Source organism: Methylobacterium sp. E-045 (assembly GCF_022829685.1).
Taxonomy (GTDB): domain Bacteria; phylum Pseudomonadota; class Alphaproteobacteria; order Rhizobiales; family Beijerinckiaceae; genus Methylobacterium.
Map to the genome: position 1 here is coordinate 30920 of NZ_JAKSYE010000064.1, position 23674 is coordinate 54593.

Consider the following 23674-nt stretch of genomic DNA (forward strand, 5'->3'; position numbering starts at 1 on the left):
GTAACCGCCGTCTCCCCGGTAACGTTCTCACACCGATCAGTAATCGGCGTTGATGCTCTGGGCCTCGCGGCCCTTCTGGCCGTCGATCACGCTGAGGGTGACCTGCTGACCTTCGGCGAGGGACTCGAGTCCAGCGCGCGACAGGGCCGAGCGATGGACGAACACGTCCTTGCCGCCGTCATTGACGGAGACGAAGCCGAAGCCCTTGGCCGGATCGTACCACTTCACGGTGCCGCTCATTTCGACCGACGGACCGCTGGCGAAACGACCGCCGCCGCCGCCACCACCGCCGAAGCGATCGTTGCCGCCGCCGTAGCTGCCGCCACCGCCGCTGAAGCGATCACCGCCACCGAAACCACCGGCGCGCGGTGCGGGTGCACGACGCGGGGCCTCGGCCTCGGCCGTGGACGTGTCGACGCTGGTCACGTCCGTGACCTGCGGCCCCTTCTGGCCCTGCGCGGTGTGGACGGTCAGGCGCGTGCCGGGAAGCAGGTCGGCATGGCCCGCAGCCTCGACGGCGCGGATGTGAAGGAACGCGTCGCCGGAACCGTCAGCCAGTTCGACGAAGCCGAAGCCCTTCTCCTTGTTGAACCACTTGACCGTCGCGTCACGCTCCGGTCCAGAGGGAGCGGCTGCTGCACGGGACGGACCACGATCGAAACCGCCGCCGCCACCGCCATATCCACCGCCGAAGCCACCGCTCGGGGGTGCCTGATCCGGCCAGCGAGGCTCGGCACCACCCTCATCGAAGCCGCGCTTCTGCGGCCCCCTGAAATCACGACCACGTCCCATCGAAAGCTCGCAAAAACCGTCCGCCGTCCATCTGTCTTTGAATACCGGGTGCGCGCCGTCCCAGACGGGCGCTTCACCACACTATCATCACTCTCAGCAGCGGTGACCAAGAATAACGCCTTAGTCCTGACTGAATCTTGGCTCTCTCGCAAGGTGCTTCTCGCCGGACTCTGCAAGGTTCCGCCGATTTCCTGCGACAGATTGTTAGCTCCGTTGCGCTTCGCGCCTGTCGTCCCTGTCGAGGGCCATTGCGTACAGGATGCGCAAACGCCATGCGGATGAACGACTTCGCGGTTCGAATTTTTCTCGGTCGCGTTAGGAGAATGCACATCGATGGCCGCTAGGATGCGCGCAGGCGCCTGCGAAAGCCGGTAGCCCGGAACCCCTGGCCGATGATCGCAACCCCGTCATTCCCGGACCTTTCGGCCCTCGTCGTGGACGAGAGCCTCTATATCCGCCGAATCGTTCGCGACATGCTGATGCGCGTGGGGATCAAACGCGTCCTCGAAGCGCCGGACGGTGCCGAGGCGCTGGGCGTGCTGGCCGAGAGCAAGCCGGACATCACCATCATCGACTGGGACCTGGCCATCCTGTCCGGCGAGGAGTTCATCCGCCTCGCCCGCACCCCCACCACTTCGCCGTCGCCCACCGTTCCGATCATCCTGATGCTGGCGCAGCCTCGCCGCAACGTCGTCGACCGCGCCATCTCCCTCGGGGTCAACGAGATCATCGCCAAGCCGTTCTCGCCCAAGACCCTGTGGTCGCGCCTGGACGAAGTCATCAACCGGCCGCGGCCGTTCTCCCAGGTGAAGAGCCTCCTGCGTCCGGTCCCAAGAACGACGGCAGCCGGCAAAGCTCTCTGACGGGATCACGGATCGAGGCTTTGCACTGACGCCCAAGGCCTGTAGGCTTCTTATCGCATGATGGCCGATCTATCCCGGTCGGGCCACGATCGAGGATGCCGGCTAGGCCGATGAGGGAAGAGAGCGCCGCCATGATGCCGGCCCGCCCCATGGCAGGCCCGTCTTCACCGAGCGCTCCCGCTGTGCCGAATGCGGGTCCGCCGTCCGTGGTGGGCTACCGTCCCGGACGGCGCAACACCTACGCCGCCCTCGACCTCGGCACGAACAATTGCCGCTTGCTGATCGCGGAACCCGCGTCCCACGGCTTTCGCGTGGTCGATGCCTTCTCCCGCATCGTCCGCCTCGGCGAGGGGCTGGGCACGTCCGACCGTCTCAGCGACGCCGCCGTGGAGCGCACGCTGGAGGCTCTGCGCGTCTGCCGCGCCAAGATGGAGTCGCGCGGTGTCGCGCGTGCCAAGATCATCGCCACGGAAGCGTGCCGGCTCGCCGTCAACGGGGCGGATTTCGTGACGCGCGTGCGCGACGAGGTGGGGCTCGATCTCGAGATCGTCGACCGGCAGACCGAGGCCTACCTCGCCGTCACCGGCTGCGCGGCCCTGGCCGACCCCTACTCGGAATCGGTGGTCATCTTCGATATCGGCGGCGGCTCCACCGAGATCGCCTGGCTCGACGGGGCGGCCACCAACCCTTCGGCGGACCCGACCCTGCGGATCCGTGCCTGGGATTCGCTTCCCGTCGGCGTGGTCACCCTGGCCGAGCGGCACGGAGCTGCCGATGTCACCCGCCTGACCTTCGAGGGCATGGTCGAGGAGGTGGCCGACCTGCTGTCGCGCTTCGCGATTCGCGCCGCGCCGGCGGCCAATGCCCGGCATTTCCACCTTCTCGGCACGTCGGGAACCGTGACGACCCTCGCCGCCATGCACCTGCGACTGGCGCGCTACGAGCGCCGCCGTGTCGACGGGTTGTGGATGAGCGACGGCGAAGTGAGCGATGCCATCGACGATCTGCTCGACACGCGCCTCGACCAGAGGGCAGACAATCCCTGCATCGGACGGGATCGGGCCGATCTCGTGCTCGCGGGTTGCGCCATCCTGGAAGCGATCCGCCGGGCATTCCCCTCCGAACGGCTACGCATCGCCGACCGGGGGCTGCGCGAAGGTCTTTTGATGAACATGATGCGCGAAGACGGCGTCTGGCGCCGCGGAGGCTACCGTTGACCGACAGGCGTGGTGCGGGCGGCGGGTTGCGGGGCGATCTCAAGCAGCGAGTCAAGACGGGGCGCGGCCGCACCGCCTCGCAGAAGCGCTGGCTCGAACGACAGCTCAACGATCCCTACGTGGCGCGGGCCAAGCGCGAGGGATACCGCTCCCGCGCGGCCTTCAAGCTCCTCGAGATCGACGAGCGCTTCAAGATCCTGAAGCCCAACCAGAAGATCATCGATCTGGGCGCGGCGCCCGGCGGCTGGTCCCAGGTCGCCGCCAAGATCGTCGGGCCGAGCGGCAGGATCGTCGGCATCGATCTCCTGGAAATCGAGCCGATGGTCGGCGTCGAGTTCATCACCCTCGACTTCCTCGATCCCGACGCCCCGAAACGGCTGATCGATCTTCTCGGCGGGCAGGCCGATATCGTGATGTCCGACATGGCGGCCAACACGACCGGCCATAAGCAGACGGACCACCTGCGCATCATCGGCCTTGCCGAGACCGCCGCCGAATTCGCCCGCGAGGTGCTGGCGCCGGGGGGAACCTATCTCGCCAAGGTCTTCCAGGGCGGGACGGAGGGGACCCTGCTCGCCGACCTGAAACGGGACTTCACCCTGGTGCGCCACGTGAAGCCTTCGGCGAGCCGCGCCGATTCGAGCGAACTCTACGTGCTGGCCACCGGGTTTCGCGGCGCTGCCGAGACCGCCGAGGACGACGTCTGATCCCGGACGGCGATGCGTTTTCTCATGGGTGATCGTACCGCGGCAGCCGTTCGCCGCTTGCCATGATTCTGACCGTGGGTCGCGGTTGGCGTCCCTCAATGTGAACCGGTGGGGTCAAAGGCCCGGCGGGATCAGGATCGGGTAGCATCGCGCCCCGGCACCCGCCGCCAGGACTTCGACGGCGCCCACCGTGGAGGCGTCGCCGGCCACATGCACGACGTCGGTGGTCTTGAGGCCGGTGAGATGCGCGGTGAGGGGGCCCGGCCGGACATCCGGCGGGCGCTGTCTCGTCCTGTCGGCGACGAGGGTAATCCGCGAGACGCCCGTGGCCCTGAGCCAGTCGAGCGACGGACGCATGTAGAGGTCGAGGGGGTCGCTGGCCCCGATCACCACCACGATCTCGCGCTGTGGCTCGATGTAGCGCGCCGCCCGGGCGATCGCCCAGATCGGCGCGAAACCGGTCTCGCGGCCGACGAGCAGCAGGCGGCCGCCGCCGGGGCGATAGTAGCCGCGACCGACCGGACCCTTGATCTTGACCGGATGTCCGAGAAGGATCTCCTCGCCGAGAGCATGGGCCACCGCGTCGCAGGCATGTCCGAGGCGGAGGTGGAAGACGAGTTCGTTGAGCTCCGTCGTGCCGTCGAGGCGCAGGGTCGGGCTCACGTCGATCGGGTCGAACCCCTCGAACGTGGCGGTGACCTGATGGCCGGGTTCGATGTCGAGACGGCGCGTGATCGTGACGACGACTTCGACCACATGGGCCCCGAGGGGAACGATCTCGGTGACCGTGCCGACCCGGCGTGCCTGGGCGGCCGGCTTCACCTCGGCGAAGACGAGGCTCTCGGCCGCCTTGGAGGCGCGGGGCGTGGAGAGCTTGACGGGCTCCGCACGGTGCAGGCGGGCCTGGGCACGACGCGAGGACGGGCTGGCACCCTGGCCGAGGAGATGGGATCCGTGCAGGCCCGTGGTGGGGGCGATGACGCCGTCGGCAAGGGCGGCTTCGAGCGGCGTATCGCCGGTCGAGACCCGCACGGCCTTGCCGTTGACGACAAGCGAGCAGCGCGCGCTCATGGTCGAGCCTCGAAAGTTGAGAGAAGGCGAAAGGAAGCCGGCGTCGGGTGACGTGCGCCGGCCGATGGCGGAAACCTCAACGAGGTCCGTCGAGGAGCTTGTCCACGAGGGCGGCCCAGCGGTCGCGCACCGCGCAGGCTTCCGGCGAGAGCGGCTCAGGCCCGGCGAGGCGCTCGACGCTGGCGCGGATGCCGGCGTTCTCTTCCCGCTCGGCCCGCAACACCGCCTTCATCACCAGGATCTCGGAGCGCAGGCGCGCCAGATCCGTGTCCGCGGCGATCTCCTCGACCGCCTCCACCGGCGGTTCGGGCGGCAACGCCGCCGGACCGATGTCAACGCGCTTCCGGGTGGGGCCGGTGCGGATCGGCCGCGCCATCAGGCGCTTCACGATATCCGAGCCGAAATCCTCGCCGAGGCCGAAATCGTCGCCCAATCGCAATGCCGCTTCGGCCATCACGCCCGCCTCCTGACGAACGGCATGTCATGCCGCGCCGTTCGATCCATCTCGACCATGACGATGCGCGATCATGGTTAAGGGAGGTTTAATTCAACCGTCGCGGTTTGGCGATCAGGCCGCTTCCGGTGCCGCGCCGACCAATTGCCGGGCCTGGAGCATCGACATCGGATCGCCGAAGGCGGTCCCTTGCGCGTATTCGCACCCGAACTCGGCCAGGGCCTGCGCGTCGGTTTCGTTCTCGGCCCCGTCGGCGATGATCGCGAGGCCGAGTTCCTGGGCCATCTTGACGATGGAGCGCAGCATCACCGAGTGCCCGGCCGCCATCTGGCGTACGAAGGTCGGGTCGATCTTGATCGTGTCGAACGGGAACCGCTGGAGATACGACAGGGCCGAATAGCCGGTGCCGAAATCGTCCAGGGAGAGGCCTGCCCCGAGATCGTGGATGCGGCTCAGCATCTGGGCCGCGTATTCCGGGTTCTCCATCACCAGCCCTTCGCCGAGCTCGAGCTTGAGCGAACCGGGAAGCACCCCCGACCGGGCCAGGATCGTCTTCACGTCGTGAAGGAGGTCGTGTCGGAGGATCTGCCGCGAGGACACGTTCACGCAGGCGAAGATGGGCGGATCGACGTCGAGGGAGCGCTGCCAGGCGGCGAGTTCGAGGGCCGTGCGCTCCAGGGCGAAGATGCCGAGATTGACGACGAATCCGCTTTCCTCGGCAATGGGCATGAAGGTGGAATAGGGAATGCGGCCGAGCTTGGGGTGGTCCCAGCGCAGAACCGTCTCGAACCCCGCCACCGTGCGGTCCTCGAGGCGGACGACGGGCTGGAACAGCACCTTCATCTCGTTTCGGTCCAGGGCGCGGCGCAGGTCGGCCTCGAGCATCAGCCGGTCGCTGCGTTCGTTGCGCATGGAGGCACGGAACACCTCGGTACGGTCCCCGCCGTTGCGCTTGGCCTGGATCATCGCGATCTCGGCGTTCTTGAACACGTCCTCGCGCTTCAGGGCGGCACCGGCCTCGTGCAGGACGATGCCGATGGAGACGGTGAGGAAGATTTCGCGGTCGGCGTAGGTGATGGGCGTGGCGATGGCCCGGCGGATCATGTCCGTGAAGGCGATGATGCGGTCGGGCTCGCGCTCCGAGAGCAGGATCAGCCCGAACTCGTCGCCGGCGATGCGGGCCAGGGAATCCTGCGGGCGCAGGAGCCGCCCGAGACGGCGCGACAGGGTGAGCAGGATCGAATCGCCCGCCGAGAGGCCGATGGCGTCGTTGATCGCCTTGAACCGGTCCACGTCGAGGAGGATCGTCGTCGGCTTCAGGCGTGCGTCCTGGCTGGCGAAAGCGAGGGCGGCGTCGAGGCGGTCGTTGAACAATTCGCGGTTGGGCAGGCCGGTGAGGCTGTCGTGGATCGCGTCGTAGAGCAGGCGCTCCTCGGCGGTCTTCACCTCGGTGACGTCCGAGATGGTGCCGACGATGCGGATGACCTCGCCATCCGGCCCGATCACCGGCCGGGCCTTCAGCCGGTACCAGACATAGAGGCCTTCGGTGGAGCGCAGGCGGAAATCGTGGACGATGCGGCCGCGCCGCTCCTCGATCACCGTGTCCAGGGCAGCGGAATAACGGTCCACGTCGAAGGGGTGGACGAGACCGAGCCAGTTCGAGGCCGGCCCTTCGAGCGTGCCGCGCTTCAGGCCGAGCTGGCTCTCGATCTCCTGACCGGCGAACACCCGGTCCGCCGGTACGTCCCAATCGAACACCACGTCGCCGGCGCCCGTCAGGGCGAGGGCGCGCCGTTCGGTGTCCGAGACCAGGGAATGGGTCATCCCGCCCCCGGTGAAGGCGTGCTGCATCACCGTGAAACCGATGAGCATGACGATGAGGACGAGACCCCCGATGAGCGCCGGCTGGACGAGGTCGCTGCCGATCTGGCCGGTGATGGCGAAGCCCGCGGCCACGACCCAGACGAGGAGGAGGAACCAGGTCGGCACGAGCAGGATGGCCCGGTCGTAGCCGTTGTGGATGGCGAGATAGACGATCAGCAGCAGGCCGACGCCGGCGACCGCGGCGATCGAGATGCGGGCGACGCCCGCCGCCACCGGCGGATCGAACACCGCCAGCCCCACGAGGCCGGCGAGGAACGCGAGCCAGAAGAACGCCACATGGCCGTAGCGCACGTGCCAGCGGCTCAGGTTGAGATAGGCGAACAGGAAGACGAGGAGCGTCGCTCCCAGCACCGCCTCGGCGGAGGCCCGGTAGACCCGCTCGGCCACTTCGGTGACGGGAAAGACCCGCTGCAGGAACCCGAAATCGATGCAGGCATAGGCGAGCACCGCCCAGGCGAGGGCGGCGGCCGCCGGAAAGATGATCGCGCCCTTCACCACGAAGATGATCGTGAGGAACAGGGCGAGAAGGCCGGCGATGCCGATGATGATGCCCTTGTAGAGCGTCAGGCCGGTGGATTTCTTACGGTAGGCTTCCTGGTCCCAGAGATAGACCTGCGGCACGTTGGGCCCGTTGAGCTCGGCGACAAAGGTTACGGTGGCGCCGGGATCGAGGGTGATCACGAACTGGTCGGCTTCCGGGTTCTCGTCGCGCTCGGGCCTGATGCCCTGGCTCGCCGTGATCGCCGCGATGCGCGAGCCGCCGAGGTCCGGCCAGATCACGCCCGAGCCGACGAGACGGAAATGGGGCGCCACGAGGACCCGGTCGATCTGTTCGTCCGTGTCGTTGGTGAGCGCGAACACCATCCAGTCGGGCCGCGCGCCGCTGTCGCGGGCCTTCACCACGATGCGGCGGACGATGCCGTCCTTGCCCGGAGCGGTGGAGATCTGGATCAGGTCACCGTCCGAGCGGTACCGCTCGATCATCGGTGTCAGGTCGATCGCCGGAGCGTCGAGGGTCACGCGCACGGCTTCCACCGCCGAAGCCGGCGTCCCCATTCCCAGGAGGCCGATCAGGAGCGAAACAAAGGCGGTGAGGACGAAGAGGGATCTGCGCAACGGGCGAGTGTTCCGGCCGGGCGGGCACTGACGAGGAATACGGCTCAGCTTGTGGCCCAGTCGTACCGGCGGGAGGGTCCACGGACAAGGCGAGCGGTCTGCCCAACGTCGCGGCACCCACTGCTTCTTGGCGTAGCGCCGAGAAGGGTTCGATCGCGTCCCTTTGCGGCCAAAACAAGCCGGACGAGCTTTTGAGCCAGGGATCCGGGACGGGGAACGCTGCCGGGGGCGGCCATCGCCCGTATGGAATCAGACCCACGCAGAAGCTCCGGGCGCCCGACCCAAGGTCCGGCACCTGACGGTCATCGCCAGGTCGCCGGACCGGGACAGGCCCTCAATGCGCCTGGAGCACGCCCCTCATCTTCTCGAGGGACGGCAGTTTCTTGATCGGTCCGATCGCCGCGAGGGTCGGGGCGCCCGAGAGCAGGCGCAATCCCGCCGCCCTGACATCATCCACGGTGACGGCATCGATCTTGGCGATGACCTCCTGCGGCGGGATCACCCGGCCCCAGGCGAGCATCTGTCGGGCATTGCGCTCGATCCGGCCGCCGGGGGTCTCCAGGGCCGAGAGGAGCGCCACCTTCACCTGCGCCTTGGCGCGGGCGACCTCGACGGAATCGGCGTCGCGGGCCGCCTTGGCCGTGGCGGCCAGCGTCACGTCGACGAGTTCGGCGAGATCCGAGCCGGAGGTGCCGGCGCCGATGCCGAACAGGCCGCAATCGACGAAGGACCAGTGGAACGCCTGGATTTCATAGGCGAGGCCGCGGGTCTCGCGCACCTCGTGCCAGAGCCGCGAGGTGAGACCGCCGCCGAGCACCTGCGCGAACATGTGCAGGGCATAGTAGCCTTCGTCGCGAAAGGAGAGGCCGGGCAGGCCCAGCACGAGATTGGCCTGTTCGAGCTTCTTCTGAATCCGCTTCTCGCCGCCGACATAGGTGCCGGGCACCATCTCCGGGGCGACCGTCGCCGGCATTCCGCCGAAATGGTGCTCCGCCGCCTCGACGATGGCCTCGTGCGAGATGGCGCCCGCCGCAGCGACGACGATGCGGTCCGGGGTGTATTCGCGGGCGAGATAGGCCTCGATCGCGTCGCGGTCGAAGCTGGCGATGGTCTGCGGCGTGCCGATGATCGGACGGCCGATCGGCTGGTCCGGAAACGCCGCCGCGGTGAAGGCCTCGTAGACCACGTCGTCGGGCGTATCCTCGATGGCGGCGTATTCCTGCAGGATCACGCCCTTCTCGCGGGCGAGTTCGCCCGCATCGAAGACCGAGCGGGTGAGGATGTCGCCGATGACGTCCAGGGCGACGCCGGCATCCTCGCCGAGGACGCGCGCCGTGTAGCTGGTGCCCTCAGCGCTGGTGGCGGCGTTGATGTCGCCGCCGACATTCTCGATGTCCTCGGCGATCCGGCGGGCCGAGCGGGTCTCGGTTCCCTTGAACGCCATGTGCTCGATGAGGTGGCTGAGGCCGCCCTCGTCGGGCCGCTCGTGGCGCGATCCGGCCCCGACCCAGACGCCGAGGGTCGCGGTGGCGACGCCGGGCATCGTCTCCGTGGTGACGGTGATGCCGTTGGAGAGGCGGGACACCTTCAGGCCGGGAGACGCACCATGGGTCGCGAAATGCTGGTTCATGGGTTCTCAGTTCCCCGCCGTGATACGTGAATGTGCGCGGATGAAAGCTTCCACGGCCGCCTGGTCGTTGGCGACGCGGGTGAAACGCTCCTTGCGATCCAGCAGATCGGCGAGGTGCGGCGGCAGGACCGGACGAAGGCCGCCCGTCGCCTGAGCGACCGCATCCGGAAACTTCGCCGGATGGGCGGTGGCGAGGGCGACGACGGGGGTCCTGGCGTCCTTCTCCAGAAGTCGCCGGCCGGCATGGACGCCGATGGCGGTATGCGGGTCGATGACCATGCCGATCTCCCGGTGGACCCGCGCGATCTCGGCGACGACGGCTTCCTCCGGAACGGACGCAGCGTCGAACTCGTCGCGGACGGTCTTGAGCACCGCCTCGTCGAGATGGAAGCCGCCCGATTGCTTGAGCCCGGCCATCAGCCGCGAAAGGCTCGACGCGTCGCGGCCCAGGGCCTCGAACAGCAGGCGCTCGAAATTCGAGGAGATCTGGATGTCCATGGACGGCGACGTGGTCGGCTGGACGCCACGAACCTCGTAGGCGCCGTGCTCCAGGGTACGGGCCAGGATGTCGTTGGCGTTGGTGCCTATCATCAGGCGCTCGATGGGCAGGCCCATGCGCTTGGCGACCCATCCGGCGAGGATGTCGCCGAAATTGCCCGTCGGTACCGCGAAGGAGACCGGGCGGTGCGGCGCGCCCAGGGCCACGGCACTGGTGAAGTAATACACCGCCTGCGCGGCGACCCGCGCCCAGTTGATCGAGTTGACGCCGGAAAGCCGCAGCTCGTCGGCGAAATCCGCGTGCTGGAACAAAGCTTTGACGATGTTCTGGCAATCGTCGAAATTGCCGTCGATGGCGATGGCGTGGACGTTGTCCGCGCCCACCGAGGTCATCTGGCGCCGCTGGACCTCGGAGACGCGGCCATGCGGGAACAGGATGAAGATGTCGACCTGATCTAGCCCTCGGAACGCCTCGACGGCGGCGCTGCCGGTATCACCCGAGGTGGCGCCGACGATGGTGGCGCGGGAGCGGCGCGACCGCAGGACGTGGTCCATCAGCCGCCCGAGGAGCTGCATCGCCACGTCCTTGAACGCCAGCGTCGGACCGTGGAAAAGCTCCAGCAGGAACAGGTTGTCGTCGAGTTGCACCAGCGGGCACACCGCCGGGTGGCGGAAGGTGGCGTAGGAATCCTCGATCATCCGGTCGAGATCGGCATCGGCAATCTCGCCGTCGATCAGCGGACGCAGGACGAGCTTGGCCGCGTCGGCGTAGCGCTGTCCGGCGAGCCCGGCGATCGCGTCACGGGAAATCTGCGGCCAGCTCTCGGGCAGGTACAGGCCGCCGTCGCGGGCGAGGCCGGCGAGGAGAGCATCGGAAAAGCTGAGGGGCGCCGCGGCGCCGCGGGTCGAAACGTGTAGCAAAGGGGCCTCCGGGAAGGGGGCCGGTCTACACGAAGTGGATGGCGCTGTCGAAAGCGGGAGATCGCCGCCCGCGCGACGAGGGACCGCCGGCCCGCGACGCACGCGACGTGGGCCCCGTCATTCGGGCTCAATCAGGACGTCCTGACCTCGCCGAGAAACCGTTGGATCGACCGTTCCGTCTGAGTCTTCGTCCGGTGCTGAGCGATGTAAGCCAGCCCCGCCTCCGAAAGCGCCTCGGCGAAGGATTGCTCAGTGCAGAGGCGCTCGACCGCCTCGACCAGATCGTCCAGCGTCTCGGTCAGAGCGGGATAGGACGCCGGAAGCTCCTCCTCCAGATCGCCCCAGATCAGCCCCGCCAGCGGAACGCCCGCCGACAGGCACTCGTGCTGCGCGAGGCCAAACCCGGCCCAGGGAGGCAGCGGACTGACGTAGCACGAACACGCACCCTGCAAGTCGTACTTGGCACGTGAGTCGAGAAAGCCCCCCGCCGTCTCCTGCCCGTACATGACGATGTCGACCGATCGCTGTTTTGCCAGTTCGATGACTTGGTGAGTCAGCGCCAGATCGTAGCGATCGCGCGTGCTCGGCCGCGACTTCATCGTCCAGGCACGGTTCGCGCTCCAACGGTAGCGCCGCTCGGCCTCGTACCAGGGGCCGATCACCCAGGACGGTTTGTGCAGCAGAGCCGGATGATGGGTTCGCTGAAGGGCCAGGACCTTGCGGGACAAGGTGATGACGCCGTCCACCTCGTCGATCAGCTTCGGCGGGAGAAGGCCCGCGCGTCCGTTGTGGATGATCCAGACAATGGCGGCCCGGGGGAAATGCTTCCTGGCCTCTTCCAACTGCAACGGCGTCGTCACCAGGACCGCAGCGACGTCGGTGTCGCTCCCGTCCCAGGACGGTACCTCAAGCAGGGCCGTTTCCGCCAGGCCGTCATGGTCGCCGAGCTTGGCCGTTTCCAGGCTCCACCCTCCGGCGGATGCCCAGTTGTTGAGGAGCGTGGGCGATTGCAGGGCCGCGACGACGCGCGGTGACGCTCCCAGACTCGTAGACCGCACCGGACGCCGCAGGAGGGGCCGGGTTATCTCCGAGCGCCGGGACGATGGCCGTCCGGCGTCGAGATCGGATTGGGAGAGGTGGTTGGTGAGATCGATCTCGAACGATCTCACGTGATCGGATTGACTCTGTTCCAGACGGAAGACGACGAAGACCTCGTTCGAGAAGGTGAGTTTGGCCCTTCCGAAACTGGCGGCGAGAAGACGGACCGGAATCTGCTCGATCAGGCCCTTGTGGCAAACCACCTGCCGGACGGAGGAAATATCGTCGATGTCAGAGAAAGCGATCAGGTCCGGGCGAAATTCCTGAAGTCCGTCCGGTGCCGCCGTGGCGGAAAGAAGCGCACGATCCTCATCGAGGAAAGCGAGAAGGGCCGCCCAATACGGATCCGCCGGCTGCGTTTCGTTCATTCCACCCTCGTACCCTGTCCCTCAGCGAGTGCCTTATCGGCGAACGCGGCGTCGCGCATCCTTCGGCGTAGGAGAGGTCCGGGAATTCTGAGCCAATCACGCCTCGTCCGCGGCTCGGGAGGGGGAGTTGCCGCCCGGGATCCTAAGTGGCGGTGCCCGCTGCCTTGACGAGGCGGCAGCCATTGATCCGCCAGGCGCCGTCGCTCTGCTTCTCGAGGCTGTAGAGCGCCATCCAGTCGATGCCGTTCTCGTCCTGAAGCGTCATGCCCAGGGTGAGCCCGTCCTCGCCGCTCTCCTCCACGCGATCGATGCTGAAGCTGCGGGCGCGGTAAACCGCACCGTATCCCTTCCGGACCATCTCGATGAACGTGTCCGGTGAGGCGAACATCCCCTGGATCGACGGGGCGGCCTGGGCATAGGCAGTGGCCGCGTCGTCCTTGCGGAACGCCTCGATCTGCCGCTCCACCGTCGCCCTGGCTTCGAGCTTCGCAGCCTCATCGGCGGCATGGGCCGGCGAGACCCACTGGATCGCGATCAGACAGAGACAGGCGGTCAGCAGGGAGAAGATGGGGCGCATGGACCACACTCCGCTATGGGGGCGACCGGACGCAGGATAGGGCGATGCGTCCGGCCGGCAAGAGCGGGTCCATATCCTTGGCCCCGTCGAGCGAAGCTACGCGGCCGGGTTGCCTGCGGCGCCGTGCCGATCTTCCGACAAACGTTTCCACGCGAACACACCGAAGACGCCGACGAGGCAGGCGGCGATGCCGAACCACGTGAAGGCGTATTGCATGTGATTGTTGGGAAGGTCGACGCGAAGCTGTCCGCCCTTGGGCCAGCCGCCAGGGTTCGGCGTCGCATCCGCCTCGATGAGATACGGCATCACGGTGATGCCCTTCGCGGCGGCGATCCCGTCGATGTCACGATGAAACCATTCGCCCTTGGCGGGCTCCGGCGCCGGCACGAACATGGTCCGTATCTCCGGACCGCGCAGCATGCCGGTGATCGTGACCGATCCCGCCACCTGTCCCGCCTCACGCCGCGCCGCATCCTTCAGTTCGGTGGGTACGAAGCCCCGGTTGACGAGGACGAGGCTGCCGTCGTCCCGCTTCAGCGGTGTCAGGACGTAGAAGCCCTGGAGCGCCTTGCCCGGTACGGCACCCGCCGCGAGACCATGGACGAGGGTCTCCTGGTCGTTCAACAGCGTGCCGGTCACGCGCACGCGCTCGAACTCGTCCCGCGCGGGGTTCCAATCCCCACGGGCGGGGAGAGGGGCAGGAGGCTCGGCGCGCGAGCGGGCGACGATGCGGCCGATCAGGGCCTCCTTCTCCCCCTTGCGCTGCAACTGCCACACGCCGAGGCTCAGCAGGATGGCAAGACAGATCAGAGAAGCGAGGGCGGGCGCGGCCAGCGACCGCACGGCATCCGGACGAACAGGCCTCGGCATCAGCGAAAGCGCCCCTCCTCGGCCTTGTTGGCGAACTGGAGCGCTGCCAGCATGCCCTTGAGGGGGCGCACGAGAGCCAAACTCAGCCCCACCGACAGGGTGATGGCCACGAGGGCGTGGACCCAGATCGGCGGCTCGAAGGTGATCTCCAGCCACAGGGCCAAGCCGACGACGACGATGCCGACGATGGACATGACGAAGAAGGCCGGGCCATCGCCGGAATTGAAGTTCGAATAGTCGAGGCCGCAGACTTCGCAGGACGGCCGGAACGTGAGGAAGCCGTCGAACATCGCGCCCTTGCCGCAGCGGGGGCAGCGGCAGCGCAACCCGGTGGGAACTGCCGGCGGTAGCGGCCGAGGATGATTCACGATGCTTGCTCCACGGCGGCAGGTAAATCCGCCCTCCGTCCCATATGGGATTCCGGACGTGTCATGACACGAAAAAGGGCGGCTCGCGCCGCCCTCATTCTCATACCTGTGTCGCTTCGCCCCCATGGGGCATGACTTGTGTCAGTGAGCGGCGGTGCCGGCGCCCCAGACGTAGATCGAAGCGAAGAGGAACAGCCAGACCACATCGACGAAGTGCCAGTACCAGGCGGCGAACTCGAAGCCGAGATGCTGCTGGACCGTGAACTGGCCGAGATAGACGCGGTAGAGGCAGATCGCGAGGAAGATCGTGCCGATGATCACGTGCGCGCCGTGGAACCCAGTCGCCATGAAGAAGGTCGCGGAGTAGATGCTGCCCGAGAAGCCGAAATGCGCGTGGCTGTACTCGTAGGCCTGGCAGGCCGTGAACAGCACACCGAGGATGATCGTCAGCCACAGGCCATATTTCAGGCCCTTGCGGTCGTTGTGCAGCAGGGCGTGGTGGGCCCAGGTGATCGTCGTGCCGGAGGTGAGCAGGATCAGCGTGTTGAGGAGCGGCAGGTGCCAGGGATCGAACGCCTCGATGCCCTTCGGCGGCCAGGTACCCCCGGTGAAATCCAGGCGGGTGGTCTGGATCGGGTCGGCGGTGTAGAGCGCCGCCTCGAAATAGGCCCAGAACCAGGCGGCAAAGAACATCACCTCGGAGGCGATGAACATGATCATGCCGTAGCGGTGGTGAAGCTGGACGACGCGGGTGTGATCGCCGGCATTGGCCTCGTGCACGACGTCGCGCCACCAGGAGAACATGACGTAGAGCACGCCGATCGTGCCGGCACCGAAGATGTAGGGACCGGGGGTGAGCGTGCCGATCTGCAGGCTCTTCATCCAGAACACGGCGCCGAACGCCATGAGGAAGCCGGAGAAGGCACCCAAGAGCGGCCACGGGCTCGGGCTCAAGATATGGAAATCGTGATTCTTGGCGTGCGCCTCGGCCATCTGAACTCTTCTCCTCACCCCGGGCCCAATGCCGCGAACGGCTCTGACCTTCTGAACGTTCGGCTACACCGGAACCCTTAATCGGGACGGCGCAGTGTTGTCACGCTTGAGACCTCAAAAATCTGGCGCGTTGAAAACGCGTCCCGCCAAATTATCCGACGGCCTCAAAAATTGGTTTTCGCACCCCTGCCGTCCGTCGTCGCGAGAGCGGCCGAGGGCTGGCCGTTCTTCGACGCGAAGTAGGTGTAGGAGAGCGTCATCTCCTGCAGATGAGCGGTGTTCGAATCGGCGCGCACGGCCGGGTCGATGTAGAACACCACCGGAAAATCCATCGTCTCGCCGGGCTGCAGCGTCTGCTCGTTGAAGCAGAAGCACTGGATCTTCACGAAGAAGCTGCCCATCAGACCCGGCTGGACATTGTAGGTCGCGATCCCCGTGGAGGGGGTCGTGCCGGTATTCTTAACGCGGAAGAACACGGTCTTCGTCTCGCCGAGACGCGCCTCGATTTTCGGAGACTCGGCGACGAAGCGCCAGGGCAGGGTCGAGGCGACGTTGGTGTCGAAATGGACCACCATGCTGTCGTCCAGCGCCACCTGCGTCGGGGCGAGCCCGACCCGAGGCGTCCCGTCATAGCCCGTGGCCTTGCAGAACATGTCGTAGAGCGGGGCCGACGCGAAGGCGAGGCCGACCATGCCCAAAGCCAGACCCGCGCAGGCGAGGGCCGTGACCGACGCCTTGCGGTTGGGGGTGCTGCTTCGCTTCGGGGGCATGTCGGTCATGATGACGTCCGACTCTTTTCGCTGAACGGTCCGGTCGCTCGGGTCACAGGGGGCGGTTGAGGATCTGCGGTCCGAGCTTGGCGATGGTCAGGGCGTAGAAGATCGCCACGAGGACGAACAGCACCGTGGCGATGGCGATGGAGCGCCTGCGCTGGCGCTGCTGCTCCTCGGGCGTCAGGCGCCGCGGCGGCGTGGATTTCTCCGGCATCGAGGTCACGCGAGCACCGCGCGGAAGAGCCCGAGCCCCTGCTCGGCCAGGACCGCCGAGAACAGGAGGAACAGGTAGAGGATCGAGAAGCCGAACATGCCGAGGGCGGCCTTGCGTTCCGCCTCGCCCTCGCGGTTGCGGTAGACGTGGACGCTGAAGGCCAGCATCCCGAGGCCGCCGATGAAGGCGGTGACGCCGTAGAGCCAACCGCCGAAACCGAGGAAGACCGGCGCGAGGCCCACCGGGAACAGGACGATCGAGTAGTAGATGATCTGGCGGCGGGTCGATTGCGGCCCGGCGACGTTGGGCATCATCGGGATGCCGGCCTTGGCGTATTCGCCGGCTTTGATCAGGGCCAGCGCCCAGAAATGCGGCGGCGTCCAGATGAATATGATGAGGAACAGGATCGTCGATTCGATGCCCACCGATCCCGACACGGCGGCCTGGCCGATCATCGGGGGCAGGGCGCCTGCGGCGCCGCCGATGACGATGTTCTGCGGCGTCGCCCGCTTCAGCCACATGGAATAGACCACGGCGTAGAAGACGATCGTGAAGGCCAGCAGCGCGGCGGCGAGCCAGTTCGAGGCGAGGCCGAGCACCAGCACCGAGCCCACCGACAGGACGATGCCGAAGGCCAGGGCCTCGCCGGGCTGGATGCGGCCGCCAGGAATCGGGCGGGTCGCGGTGCGGGTCATGACCGCGTCGATGTCGGCATCCCACCACATGTTGAGGCAGCCCGAGGCGCCGGCGCCCACCGCGATCATCAAGAGCGAGATCACGCCGACGACGGGCTGGATGTGAACGTGCGAGACCACCATGCCGACGAGGGCGGTGAAGATCACCAGCACCATCACGCGCGGCTTCAGCAGTGCGAAGAAATCCGCGACCTCACCGCCGACCATCATCGGGGTCGGCGCGAAATCGTGCGGCTCGGCGGCAGCGGAGACGCTGTTCGACAGGCTCGTCATGGGGTCCCGATACTGTTGTCGGTATGGCCGGAATTCGGATTACGCCGTCCTTGGCGCCGCCCTTTGCGGGATGTCGCTCGATGACGAGGGGCATCCGGTAAAGAGCGAGGACCGCTCGCGCGATCCTCGCAATCCCTAGTGTCGTTTTAGAACAATCGCAATTTCGAGGCCGATCGCGATCGTGGAGACGGCAGCGTCTCAGTGACCGTGGTCGTCGACGATGGTCGGCAGCGTCTCGAACTGGTGGAAGGGCGGCGGCGAGGAGAGCGTCCACTCGAGGGTGGTGGCGCCTTCGCCCCAGGGATTGTCGGCGGCGCGGACCTTGGACCGGAAGGCGAGGACGACGCCGATGAAGAACACCACCATGCCCAGCGCGAAGATGTGCCCGCCCCAGGTGGAGACCTTGTGCCATCCGGCGAAGGCTTCCGGGTAGTCGGCGTAGCGACGCGGCATGCCGGCGAGACCGAGGAAGTGCATCGGGAAGAACAGGACGTTCGCACCGATGAAGGCCAGCCAGAAGTGCAGCTTGCCGGCCCATTCCGGGATGACGTAGCCGGTCATCTTCGGGAACCAGTAGTAGACGCCGGCGAAGATGATGAACACGGCGCCGAGCGACAGCACGTAGTGGAAGTGGGCGACGACGTAATAGGTGTCGTGCAGGTACTTATCGACCGCCGAGTTCGCCAGCACGACACCGGTGACGCCGCCGACCGTGAACAGGAAGATGAAGCCGACCGCCCAGTGCATGGCCGCCGTGAAGCGGATCGAGCCGCCCCACATCGTGGCGATCCACGAGAAGATCTTCACGCCGGTGGGCACCGCGATGACCATGGTGGCGAAGACGAAGTAGGATTGCGTCTGAAGCGACAGGCCCACCGTGTACATGTGGTGCGCCCACACGACGAAGCCGACGACGCCGATGGCGACCATGGCGTAGGCCATGGCGAGGTAGCCGAAGACGGGCTTGCGCGAGAAGGTCGAGATGATGTGGGAGACGATGCCGAAGGCCGGCAGGATCATGATGTAGACTTCGGGGTGGCCGAAGAACCAGAACAGGTGCTGGTAGAGCACCGGATCACCACCGCCGGCCGGGTCGAAGAAGGTCGTGCCGAAGTTGCGGTCCGTGAGCAGCATCGTGATCGCGCCGGCGAGGACCGGGAGCGACAGGAGCAGCAGGAACGCGGTCACCAGCTCGGCCCAGGCGAACAGCGGCATCTTGTGCAGGGTCATGCCCGGGGCGCGCATGTTCAGGATCGTGGTGATGAAGTTGATGGCGCCGAGGATCGAGCCGGCCCCCGAGAGGTGGAGGGCGAAGATCGCGAAGTCCACGGACGGGCCGGGATGGCCGGAGGTGGAGAGCGGCGGGTAGACGGTCCAGCCCGTGCCGGCACCGGTGGTTCCGGGCGCGCCTTCGACGAACAGCGAGCAGACGAGGCTCGCGAAGCCGGCGACGGTAAGCCAGAACGAGATGTTGTTCATGCGCGGGAACGCCATGTCGGGCGCGCCGATCATGAGCGGGACGAACCAGTTGCCGAAGCCGCCGATGAGCGCCGGCATCACCATGAAGAACACCATGATGAGACCGTGGCCGGTCACGAACACGTTGTAGGTGCCGGGATTCGAGAAGTACTGCAGGCCGGGCTCTTCCATCTCCATGCGGATGCCGAAGGAGAGGAACGCGCCGATGATGCCCGCGCAGAACGCGAACAGGAGGTAGAGGGTGCCGATGTCCTTATGGTTGGTCGACAGGAACCAACGGGCGAAGAAGGACGGCGTATGGGAGGCGTGGGCGTCGTGATGCCCTGATTGTGCTGTGGCGGTTGCCATCGTTGCAGACCCTGTTCAGGTTTCTCTAAATCTCTCGATTTGCGAATGGACCGACCCAATGAAGGGCCGGTCCAGCCGGTGCCGTCGGGCGGCGCCGGAAAAAGCCGTTACTTGGCTTCCGCGAACTTCGAACCGTCGTCGAGGCGGGCGAACTTGGTCTTCCCCTCGGCGAGCCAGGTGGCATAGGCCTCGTCGCTCACCACCTGCACCGTGATGGGCATGTAGGCGTGGCGGGCGCCGCAGAGCTCCGAGCACTGGCCGTGATAGGTGCCCTCGCGCTCGGCCTTGAACCAGAACTGGTTCAGGCGGCCGGGGATCGCGTCGATCTTGAAGCCGAAGGACGGCATCGCCCAGGAATGCAGCACGTCGGCGGCGGTCACCTGGATCTTCACGATCTTGTTCACCGGAACGACCATGTCGTTGTCGGTGCCCAGCAGCTTGGGCTGCTTGTCTTCGTCGATGTTGGCGTCGAAGGTGAAGCCGCCGCCATTCTCCACGGCCGGGTACTCGTAGGACCAGTACCAGGCATGGCCGATCACCTTGACGATGACATCGGCCTTCGGGTCCGAGAGCTGGGTGCGCAGCAGGCGGAACGAGGGGATGGCAACCGCCACCAGGATCAGAACCGGGACGATGGTCCAGGCCACTTCGATCATGGTATTGTGGGTGGTCTTGGAGGGGACCGGGTTCGCCTTCGCGTTGAACTTGAAGATGCAGTAGACGATCAGCCCCAGCACGAAGGCCGAGATGCCGAAGGAGAGCCAGTGCATCCCCTGCTCGAACGTGTGGATGTCCCGCGCGTTCTCCGTGACGGCGACCTGACGGTCCATCTGCCACGGCTCGGGCTGGCCGATGCCGGCCGCCAGAGCGGCTGTGGAAACGAGGGTGGTGCCGAGCGCAGCAAGAGCGCCCGCAGCAAGTCCCCATGATGACCGGTGTTGCGCCTGCGTGGTCCGCATGTGCCTCTCGTGGCTCCCCATTGGTATCGTTCTACGTCGTCCCGCAGCGTCTTGCGACTTTTGACGTCGCGCGCAAGTCCTTGCTCAACGGGAAAGGCAAGCCTCGATCAGGAAATCCGGGCCGGCATTGCCGGTGTCAGACCACATGGAGGTCGGCGGCGCAACCGCAACAGCGTCGCATGGATGTGGCTTTCCCCGTAGTCCAGGCTCGGCCGGGCTCGAATGACCACGGGGGTTCAAGGCGATTTTGCTCGGCGGCAAACTTAAATTTGTCTTACCGGCGTCTTCGGGGCCGAACCCCTCGCCAGTATAGCGCCGTCCCCGCTATGGAGAGGGGCCGGCCCCACGCGAGACATGCGGGCGTCCATTCCGAGAAGCGAAGTCGGGCATGAATGCGATGAGGTCCCGGCGGTGATCGAGCGTCTCGAATTTCTCCTTGCCCTGGCCCGCGAGCGGCATTTCGGCCGGGCGGCGCAATTCTGCAACGTGTCGCAACAAACCCTCTCGGCCGGGGTGAAGCAGCTCGAGGAACGGCTCGGTGTCCTGCTGGTGGAGCGCGGATCGCGCTTCCAGGGCTTCACGCCCGAAGGCGAGCGCGTCCTCGATTGGGCCCGCCGGATCGTCGGCGACGCGCGCGCCATGCGGGAGGAAGTCGCCAATTTGCGCCGGGGGCTGTCCGGCACCCTGCGGCTCGCCGCGGTTCCCACCGCGACGCCCATCGTCGCCTCGTTGACCACGCCCTTCCGCGCCCGCCACCCCGACGTGCGGTTCTCCGTCCACTCGACGACGTCCGGCGAGATCGGCCGTCTGATCGCCGACCACGAGATCGATGCCGGGATCACCTATCTCGAGAACGAGCCCCTCGGGAAAGTCATCGCCGTACCGCTCTACCGTGAGCGCTACCGCCTGCTCACCGCCATCGACGGCGTCTACGGCAAGAGGGATTCGGTGAGCTGGGAGGAGGTCGGGCGCCTGCCCCTGTGCCTGCTCACGCCGGACATGCAGAACCGCCGCATCATCGACGGTCACCTCCACAATGCCGGGCGGGACGCCGCGCCCCTGCTTCAGTCGAACTCGATGATCGTTCTGCTCACCCATGTCAGGACCGCGAAATGGGCGAGCGTGATGCCCGCGGTCCTCGCGGACAGCTTCCGCCTGAGCGAGCGTGTGCGCTCAGTCCCGATCGGGGAGCCCGACGTGAGCCACATGATCGGCCTCGTGGTGCCGGAACGGGACCCCATGACGCCTCTCTGTGCCGCTCTCATCGTCGAGGCCCAGGCGATCGCCCCGACCGTCGCCGACGACATAGCTTCGCTCTGACAGCCGCCCAACTGGCTCGTCACACTGATATTTTGCACTGCACAATAGAATTATAACAAAAAAGCATTGTCGTCCGACCGAACCGCGCGATTGATTCACGGTCGGAGATATACCACCTTGGAACGACAACAAGGTCACTGGGTAGGAACAATGCTGCAGCACGAGCCCTGGAGCGCACAGCGTGCGGCCGGCATCATCGCCGACCATACGCATCTCGAAGGCGCCACGCTCCCCATTCTCCACGCCTTGCAGGAGACTTTCGGCTACGTGGACGAGGGCGCGGTGCCACTGATCGCGGATGCGCTGAACCTGTCCCGAGCCGAGGTCCACGGCTGCATCACCTTCTATCACGACTTCCGCCGCGCCCCCTCGGGCAAGCATCAGGTGAAGCTGTGCCGGGCCGAGGCCTGTCAGGCCATGGGGTCGGACGCGCTTCACGCGGACATCCTCGCCCGCCTCGGGATCGATTGGCACGGGACGACGCCGGACGGTCAGATCACCGTGGAGCCGGTCTACTGCCTCGGCCTCTGTGCCAACGGCCCCGGCGCCCTGGTCGACGACGAGCCGCTGGCGCGCCTCACCGCCGATTCCCTGGAATCGGCCCTCACGGAGATGAAGTCGTGAGCATCACCATCTATGTCCCGCGCGACGCCGTCGCCCTCGGTCTCGGCGCCAACCGCGTCGCCCGCGCGATCTTCGCCGGTGCCGAGCGCCGCGGCCTCGACATCACCATCGTCCGCACGGGTTCGCGCGGGATGCTGTGGCTGGAGCCCATGGTCGAGGTCGCGACCCCGGAGGGCCGCATCGCCTACGGGCCCGTCACGCCCGGCGATGTCGACAGCCTCCTCGACGCCGGCCTCGTGAACGGCGGCGAGCATGCCCTTCGCCTCGGCAAGCCCGAGGACATGCCCTATTTCGCCCGTCAGCAGCGCCTCACCTTCCATCGCTGCGGCGTGGTCGATCCCGTCTCGGTGGAGGATTACCGGGCGCATGGCGGCTATAACGGCCTGGACGCCGCTCTGAAGCTCGATGCCGCCGGCATCGTCGCGCAGGTGCGCGATTCCGGTCTGCGCGGTCGCGGCGGCGCCGGCTTCCCGGCCGGCATCAAGTGGAACACGGTGATGCTCGCCCAGTCCGAGCAGAAATACGTCGTCTGCAACGCCGACGAGGGCGATTCCGGCACCTTCGCCGACCGGATGATGATGGAGGGCGACCCCTTCAACCTCATCGAGGGTATGACCATCGCCGGTATCGCGACGGGCGCCACGCGGGGCTACATCTACCTGCGCTCGGAATATCCGCAGGCCTTCGCGACGCTGAAGGAAGCCATCGTCAACGCCAACGCCGCCGGCTATCTCGGCGCGAACGTGGCGGGCTCGGGCAAGGCCTTCCACCTCGAAGTCCGCCTCGGCGCCGGCGCCTATATCTGCGGCGAGGAGACCTCGCTGCTGGAGAGCCTGGAGGGCCGTCGCGGCATCGTCCGCGCCAAGCCGCCGATCCCGGCGTTGAAGGGCTTCCTCGGCCAGCCGACCCTGGTCAACAACGTGATGACCTTCACCGCCGTGCCCTATATCCTGGAGCACGGCGCCAAGGCCTATGCCGATTACGGAATGGGCCGCTCGCTCGGCACCCTGGCGATCCAGCTCGCCGGCAACATCAAGCATGGCGGCCTGATCGAGTTCGCCTTCGGCATCACCCTGCGCGAGATCATCGAGGATTTCGGCGGCGGCACCCAGAGCGGCCGTCCCGTCCGCGCCGTGCAGGTCGGCGGCCCGCTCGGGGCCTACTTCCCCGATCATCTCCTCGACACGCCCCTCGATTACGAGGCCATGGCCGCCAAGAAGGGCCTCGTCGGCCATGGCGGCATCGTGGTGTTCGACGACACCGTGGACATGGCCAAGCAGGCCCGCTTCGCCTTCGAGTTCTGCGCGGTGGAATCCTGCGGCAAGTGCACCCCCTGTCGTATCGGTGCGACGCGCGGCGTCGAGACCATGGACAAGGTTATCGCCGGCATCCGTCCCACCGAGAATCTCGCCGTCGTGGCCGACCTTTGCGACGTCATGACCGATGGGTCGCTCTGCGCCATGGGCGGGCTCACACCGATGCCCGTCATGAGCGCGATCACCCATTTCCCCGAGGATTTCCAGCAGCGCGGACCGATGTCCGTGGCCGCTGAATAAGGAGGC

At 66.7% G+C, this 23674-nt stretch carries 22 protein-coding genes; 6 read left to right on the top strand and 16 right to left on the bottom strand.

What is annotated here, in order from left to right:
• Nucleotides 1-36 precede the first annotated feature (36 nt).
• The gene (locus tag MKK51_RS08800) at nt 37-792 is read right to left on the bottom strand and encodes a cold-shock protein (protein ID WP_243976432.1); all 756 of its coding nucleotides are present in this window, start codon (nt 790-792) and stop codon (nt 37-39) included.
• Between the two features lie 392 nt (nt 793-1184).
• On the opposite strand from MKK51_RS08800, the gene MKK51_RS08805 reads away from it, so the two are divergent.
• The 3 genes from MKK51_RS08805 to MKK51_RS08815 all read left to right on the top strand — a co-directional run bounded on the left by MKK51_RS08805 (nt 1185) and on the right by MKK51_RS08815 (nt 3579).
• Nucleotides 1185-1655 (top strand): response regulator, encoded by a 471-nt coding sequence (locus MKK51_RS08805; protein WP_243976433.1) that lies wholly within the window; start codon nt 1185-1187, stop codon nt 1653-1655.
• 110 nt (nt 1656-1765) lie between these two features.
• On the top strand, nt 1766-2872 hold the full coding sequence (locus MKK51_RS08810) for a Ppx/GppA phosphatase family protein (RefSeq protein ID WP_243976436.1): 1107 nt from the start codon (nt 1766-1768) through the stop codon (nt 2870-2872).
• On the top strand, nt 2869-3579 hold the full coding sequence (locus tag MKK51_RS08815) for an RlmE family RNA methyltransferase (protein ID WP_243976438.1): 711 nt from the start codon (nt 2869-2871) through the stop codon (nt 3577-3579). Before MKK51_RS08810 ends, MKK51_RS08815 begins: the two co-directional genes overlap by 4 nt.
• 114 nt (nt 3580-3693) lie before the next feature.
• Here MKK51_RS08815 and MKK51_RS08820 read toward each other — a convergent pair whose 3' ends face one another.
• The 15 genes from MKK51_RS08820 to coxB form a co-directional block, all read right to left on the bottom strand.
• On the bottom strand, nt 3694-4650 hold the full coding sequence (locus MKK51_RS08820) for a ferredoxin--NAD(+) reductase (protein WP_243976441.1): 957 nt from the start codon (nt 4648-4650) through the stop codon (nt 3694-3696).
• A gap of 76 nt (nt 4651-4726) precedes the next feature.
• Nucleotides 4727-5104 (bottom strand): hypothetical protein, encoded by a 378-nt coding sequence (locus MKK51_RS08825; protein ID WP_243976443.1) that lies wholly within the window; start codon nt 5102-5104, stop codon nt 4727-4729.
• Nucleotides 5105-5218: 114 nt separating this feature from the next.
• Complete coding sequence (locus MKK51_RS08830; RefSeq protein ID WP_243976779.1) at nt 5219-8044, bottom strand: EAL domain-containing protein; 2826 nt, start codon at nt 8042-8044, stop codon at nt 5219-5221.
• A 394-nt stretch (nt 8045-8438) separates the two neighbouring features.
• Nucleotides 8439-9734, bottom strand: a complete 1296-nt coding sequence (locus MKK51_RS08835) for a M16 family metallopeptidase (RefSeq protein WP_243976445.1) — start codon at nt 9732-9734, stop codon at nt 8439-8441.
• Nucleotides 9735-9740: 6 nt separating this feature from the next.
• Nucleotides 9741-11153, bottom strand: a complete 1413-nt coding sequence (gene thrC, locus MKK51_RS08840; protein WP_243976446.1) for a threonine synthase — start codon at nt 11151-11153, stop codon at nt 9741-9743.
• 131 nt (nt 11154-11284) lie between these two features.
• Nucleotides 11285-12619 (bottom strand): glycosyltransferase, encoded by a 1335-nt coding sequence (locus MKK51_RS08845; protein WP_243976448.1) that lies wholly within the window; start codon nt 12617-12619, stop codon nt 11285-11287.
• A 142-nt stretch (nt 12620-12761) separates the two neighbouring features.
• A complete protein-coding gene (locus MKK51_RS08850; RefSeq protein WP_243976449.1) occupies nt 12762-13196 on the bottom strand; it encodes a DUF4864 domain-containing protein in 435 nt (144 codons plus the stop codon).
• 96 nt (nt 13197-13292) lie between these two features.
• A complete protein-coding gene (locus tag MKK51_RS08855) occupies nt 13293-14066 on the bottom strand; it encodes an SURF1 family protein (RefSeq protein ID WP_243976451.1) in 774 nt (257 codons plus the stop codon).
• Nucleotides 14066-14437 carry a DUF983 domain-containing protein gene (locus MKK51_RS08860; protein ID WP_243976780.1) on the bottom strand — a complete coding sequence of 124 codons (372 nt, stop codon included), beginning with the start codon at nt 14435-14437 and terminating at the stop codon, nt 14066-14068. The genes MKK51_RS08855 and MKK51_RS08860 overlap by 1 nt, the downstream gene beginning before the upstream one ends.
• Nucleotides 14438-14575: 138 nt before the next feature.
• Nucleotides 14576-15427, bottom strand: coding sequence for a cytochrome c oxidase subunit 3 (locus tag MKK51_RS08865; RefSeq protein WP_243976453.1), 852 nt, complete (start codon nt 15425-15427; stop codon nt 14576-14578).
• Between the two features lie 164 nt (nt 15428-15591).
• Nucleotides 15592-16206: a cytochrome c oxidase assembly protein gene (locus tag MKK51_RS08870; protein ID WP_243976455.1), complete on the bottom strand. Its 615-nt coding sequence runs from the start codon at nt 16204-16206 to the stop codon at nt 15592-15594.
• Between the two features lie 43 nt (nt 16207-16249).
• A complete protein-coding gene (locus tag MKK51_RS08875; RefSeq protein ID WP_162238932.1) occupies nt 16250-16414 on the bottom strand; it encodes a hypothetical protein in 165 nt (54 codons plus the stop codon).
• A 5-nt stretch (nt 16415-16419) separates the two neighbouring features.
• Complete coding sequence (locus MKK51_RS08880) at nt 16420-17382, bottom strand: heme o synthase (RefSeq protein ID WP_243976457.1); 963 nt, start codon at nt 17380-17382, stop codon at nt 16420-16422.
• A 198-nt stretch (nt 17383-17580) separates the two neighbouring features.
• Entirely contained in the window at nt 17581-19209 is a 1629-nt protein-coding gene (ctaD, locus tag MKK51_RS08885) for a cytochrome c oxidase subunit I (protein ID WP_018044997.1), read from the bottom strand.
• A gap of 107 nt (nt 19210-19316) precedes the next feature.
• Nucleotides 19317-20168, bottom strand: coding sequence for a cytochrome c oxidase subunit II (gene coxB, locus MKK51_RS08890; RefSeq protein ID WP_243976459.1), 852 nt, complete (start codon nt 20166-20168; stop codon nt 19317-19319).
• 411 nt (nt 20169-20579) lie between these two features.
• On the opposite strand from coxB, the gene MKK51_RS08895 reads away from it, so the two are divergent.
• The 3 genes from MKK51_RS08895 to MKK51_RS08905 all read left to right on the top strand — a co-directional run bounded on the left by MKK51_RS08895 (nt 20580) and on the right by MKK51_RS08905 (nt 23668).
• The gene (locus MKK51_RS08895; RefSeq protein WP_243976461.1) at nt 20580-21488 is read left to right on the top strand and encodes a LysR family transcriptional regulator; all 909 of its coding nucleotides are present in this window, start codon (nt 20580-20582) and stop codon (nt 21486-21488) included.
• A 150-nt stretch (nt 21489-21638) separates the two neighbouring features.
• On the top strand, nt 21639-22112 hold the full coding sequence (locus MKK51_RS08900; protein WP_018044994.1) for a formate dehydrogenase subunit gamma: 474 nt from the start codon (nt 21639-21641) through the stop codon (nt 22110-22112).
• Nucleotides 22109-23668, top strand: coding sequence for a formate dehydrogenase beta subunit (locus MKK51_RS08905; protein WP_243976463.1), 1560 nt, complete (start codon nt 22109-22111; stop codon nt 23666-23668). Before MKK51_RS08900 ends, MKK51_RS08905 begins: the two co-directional genes overlap by 4 nt.
• Nucleotides 23669-23674: the final 6 nt, after the last annotated feature.

Excerpts from the sequence above, each read along its gene's own strand:
- MKK51_RS08900 (WP_018044994.1), top strand. The coding sequence starts at position 21,639 with ATGCTGCAGCACGAGCCCTGGAGCGCACAGCGTGCGGCCGGCATCATC.
- MKK51_RS08875 (WP_162238932.1), bottom strand. The coding sequence starts at position 16,414 with ATGCCGGAGAAATCCACGCCGCCGCGGCGCCTGACGCCCGAGGAGCAG.
- MKK51_RS08810 (WP_243976436.1), top strand. The coding sequence starts at position 1,766 with ATGAGGGAAGAGAGCGCCGCCATGATGCCGGCCCGCCCCATGGCAGGC.
- MKK51_RS08830 (WP_243976779.1), bottom strand. The coding sequence starts at position 8,044 with ATGGGGACGCCGGCTTCGGCGGTGGAAGCCGTGCGCGTGACCCTCGAC.
- MKK51_RS08850 (WP_243976449.1), bottom strand. The coding sequence starts at position 13,196 with ATGCGCCCCATCTTCTCCCTGCTGACCGCCTGTCTCTGTCTGATCGCG.
- MKK51_RS08880 (WP_243976457.1), bottom strand. The coding sequence starts at position 17,382 with ATGACGAGCCTGTCGAACAGCGTCTCCGCTGCCGCCGAGCCGCACGAT.
- coxB (WP_243976459.1), bottom strand. The coding sequence starts at position 20,168 with ATGCGGACCACGCAGGCGCAACACCGGTCATCATGGGGACTTGCTGCG.
- MKK51_RS08800 (WP_243976432.1), bottom strand. The coding sequence starts at position 792 with ATGGGACGTGGTCGTGATTTCAGGGGGCCGCAGAAGCGCGGCTTCGAT.
- MKK51_RS08825 (WP_243976443.1), bottom strand. The coding sequence starts at position 5,104 with ATGGCCGAAGCGGCATTGCGATTGGGCGACGATTTCGGCCTCGGCGAG.
- MKK51_RS08855 (WP_243976451.1), bottom strand. The coding sequence starts at position 14,066 with ATGCCGAGGCCTGTTCGTCCGGATGCCGTGCGGTCGCTGGCCGCGCCC.
- MKK51_RS08805 (WP_243976433.1), top strand. The coding sequence starts at position 1,185 with ATGATCGCAACCCCGTCATTCCCGGACCTTTCGGCCCTCGTCGTGGAC.
- MKK51_RS08845 (WP_243976448.1), bottom strand. The coding sequence starts at position 12,619 with ATGAACGAAACGCAGCCGGCGGATCCGTATTGGGCGGCCCTTCTCGCT.
- ctaD (WP_018044997.1), bottom strand. The coding sequence starts at position 19,209 with ATGGCAACCGCCACAGCACAATCAGGGCATCACGACGCCCACGCCTCC.
- MKK51_RS08865 (WP_243976453.1), bottom strand. The coding sequence starts at position 15,427 with ATGGCCGAGGCGCACGCCAAGAATCACGATTTCCATATCTTGAGCCCG.
- MKK51_RS08835 (WP_243976445.1), bottom strand. The coding sequence starts at position 9,734 with ATGAACCAGCATTTCGCGACCCATGGTGCGTCTCCCGGCCTGAAGGTG.
- MKK51_RS08820 (WP_243976441.1), bottom strand. The coding sequence starts at position 4,650 with ATGAGCGCGCGCTGCTCGCTTGTCGTCAACGGCAAGGCCGTGCGGGTC.
- MKK51_RS08870 (WP_243976455.1), bottom strand. The coding sequence starts at position 16,206 with ATGACCGACATGCCCCCGAAGCGAAGCAGCACCCCCAACCGCAAGGCG.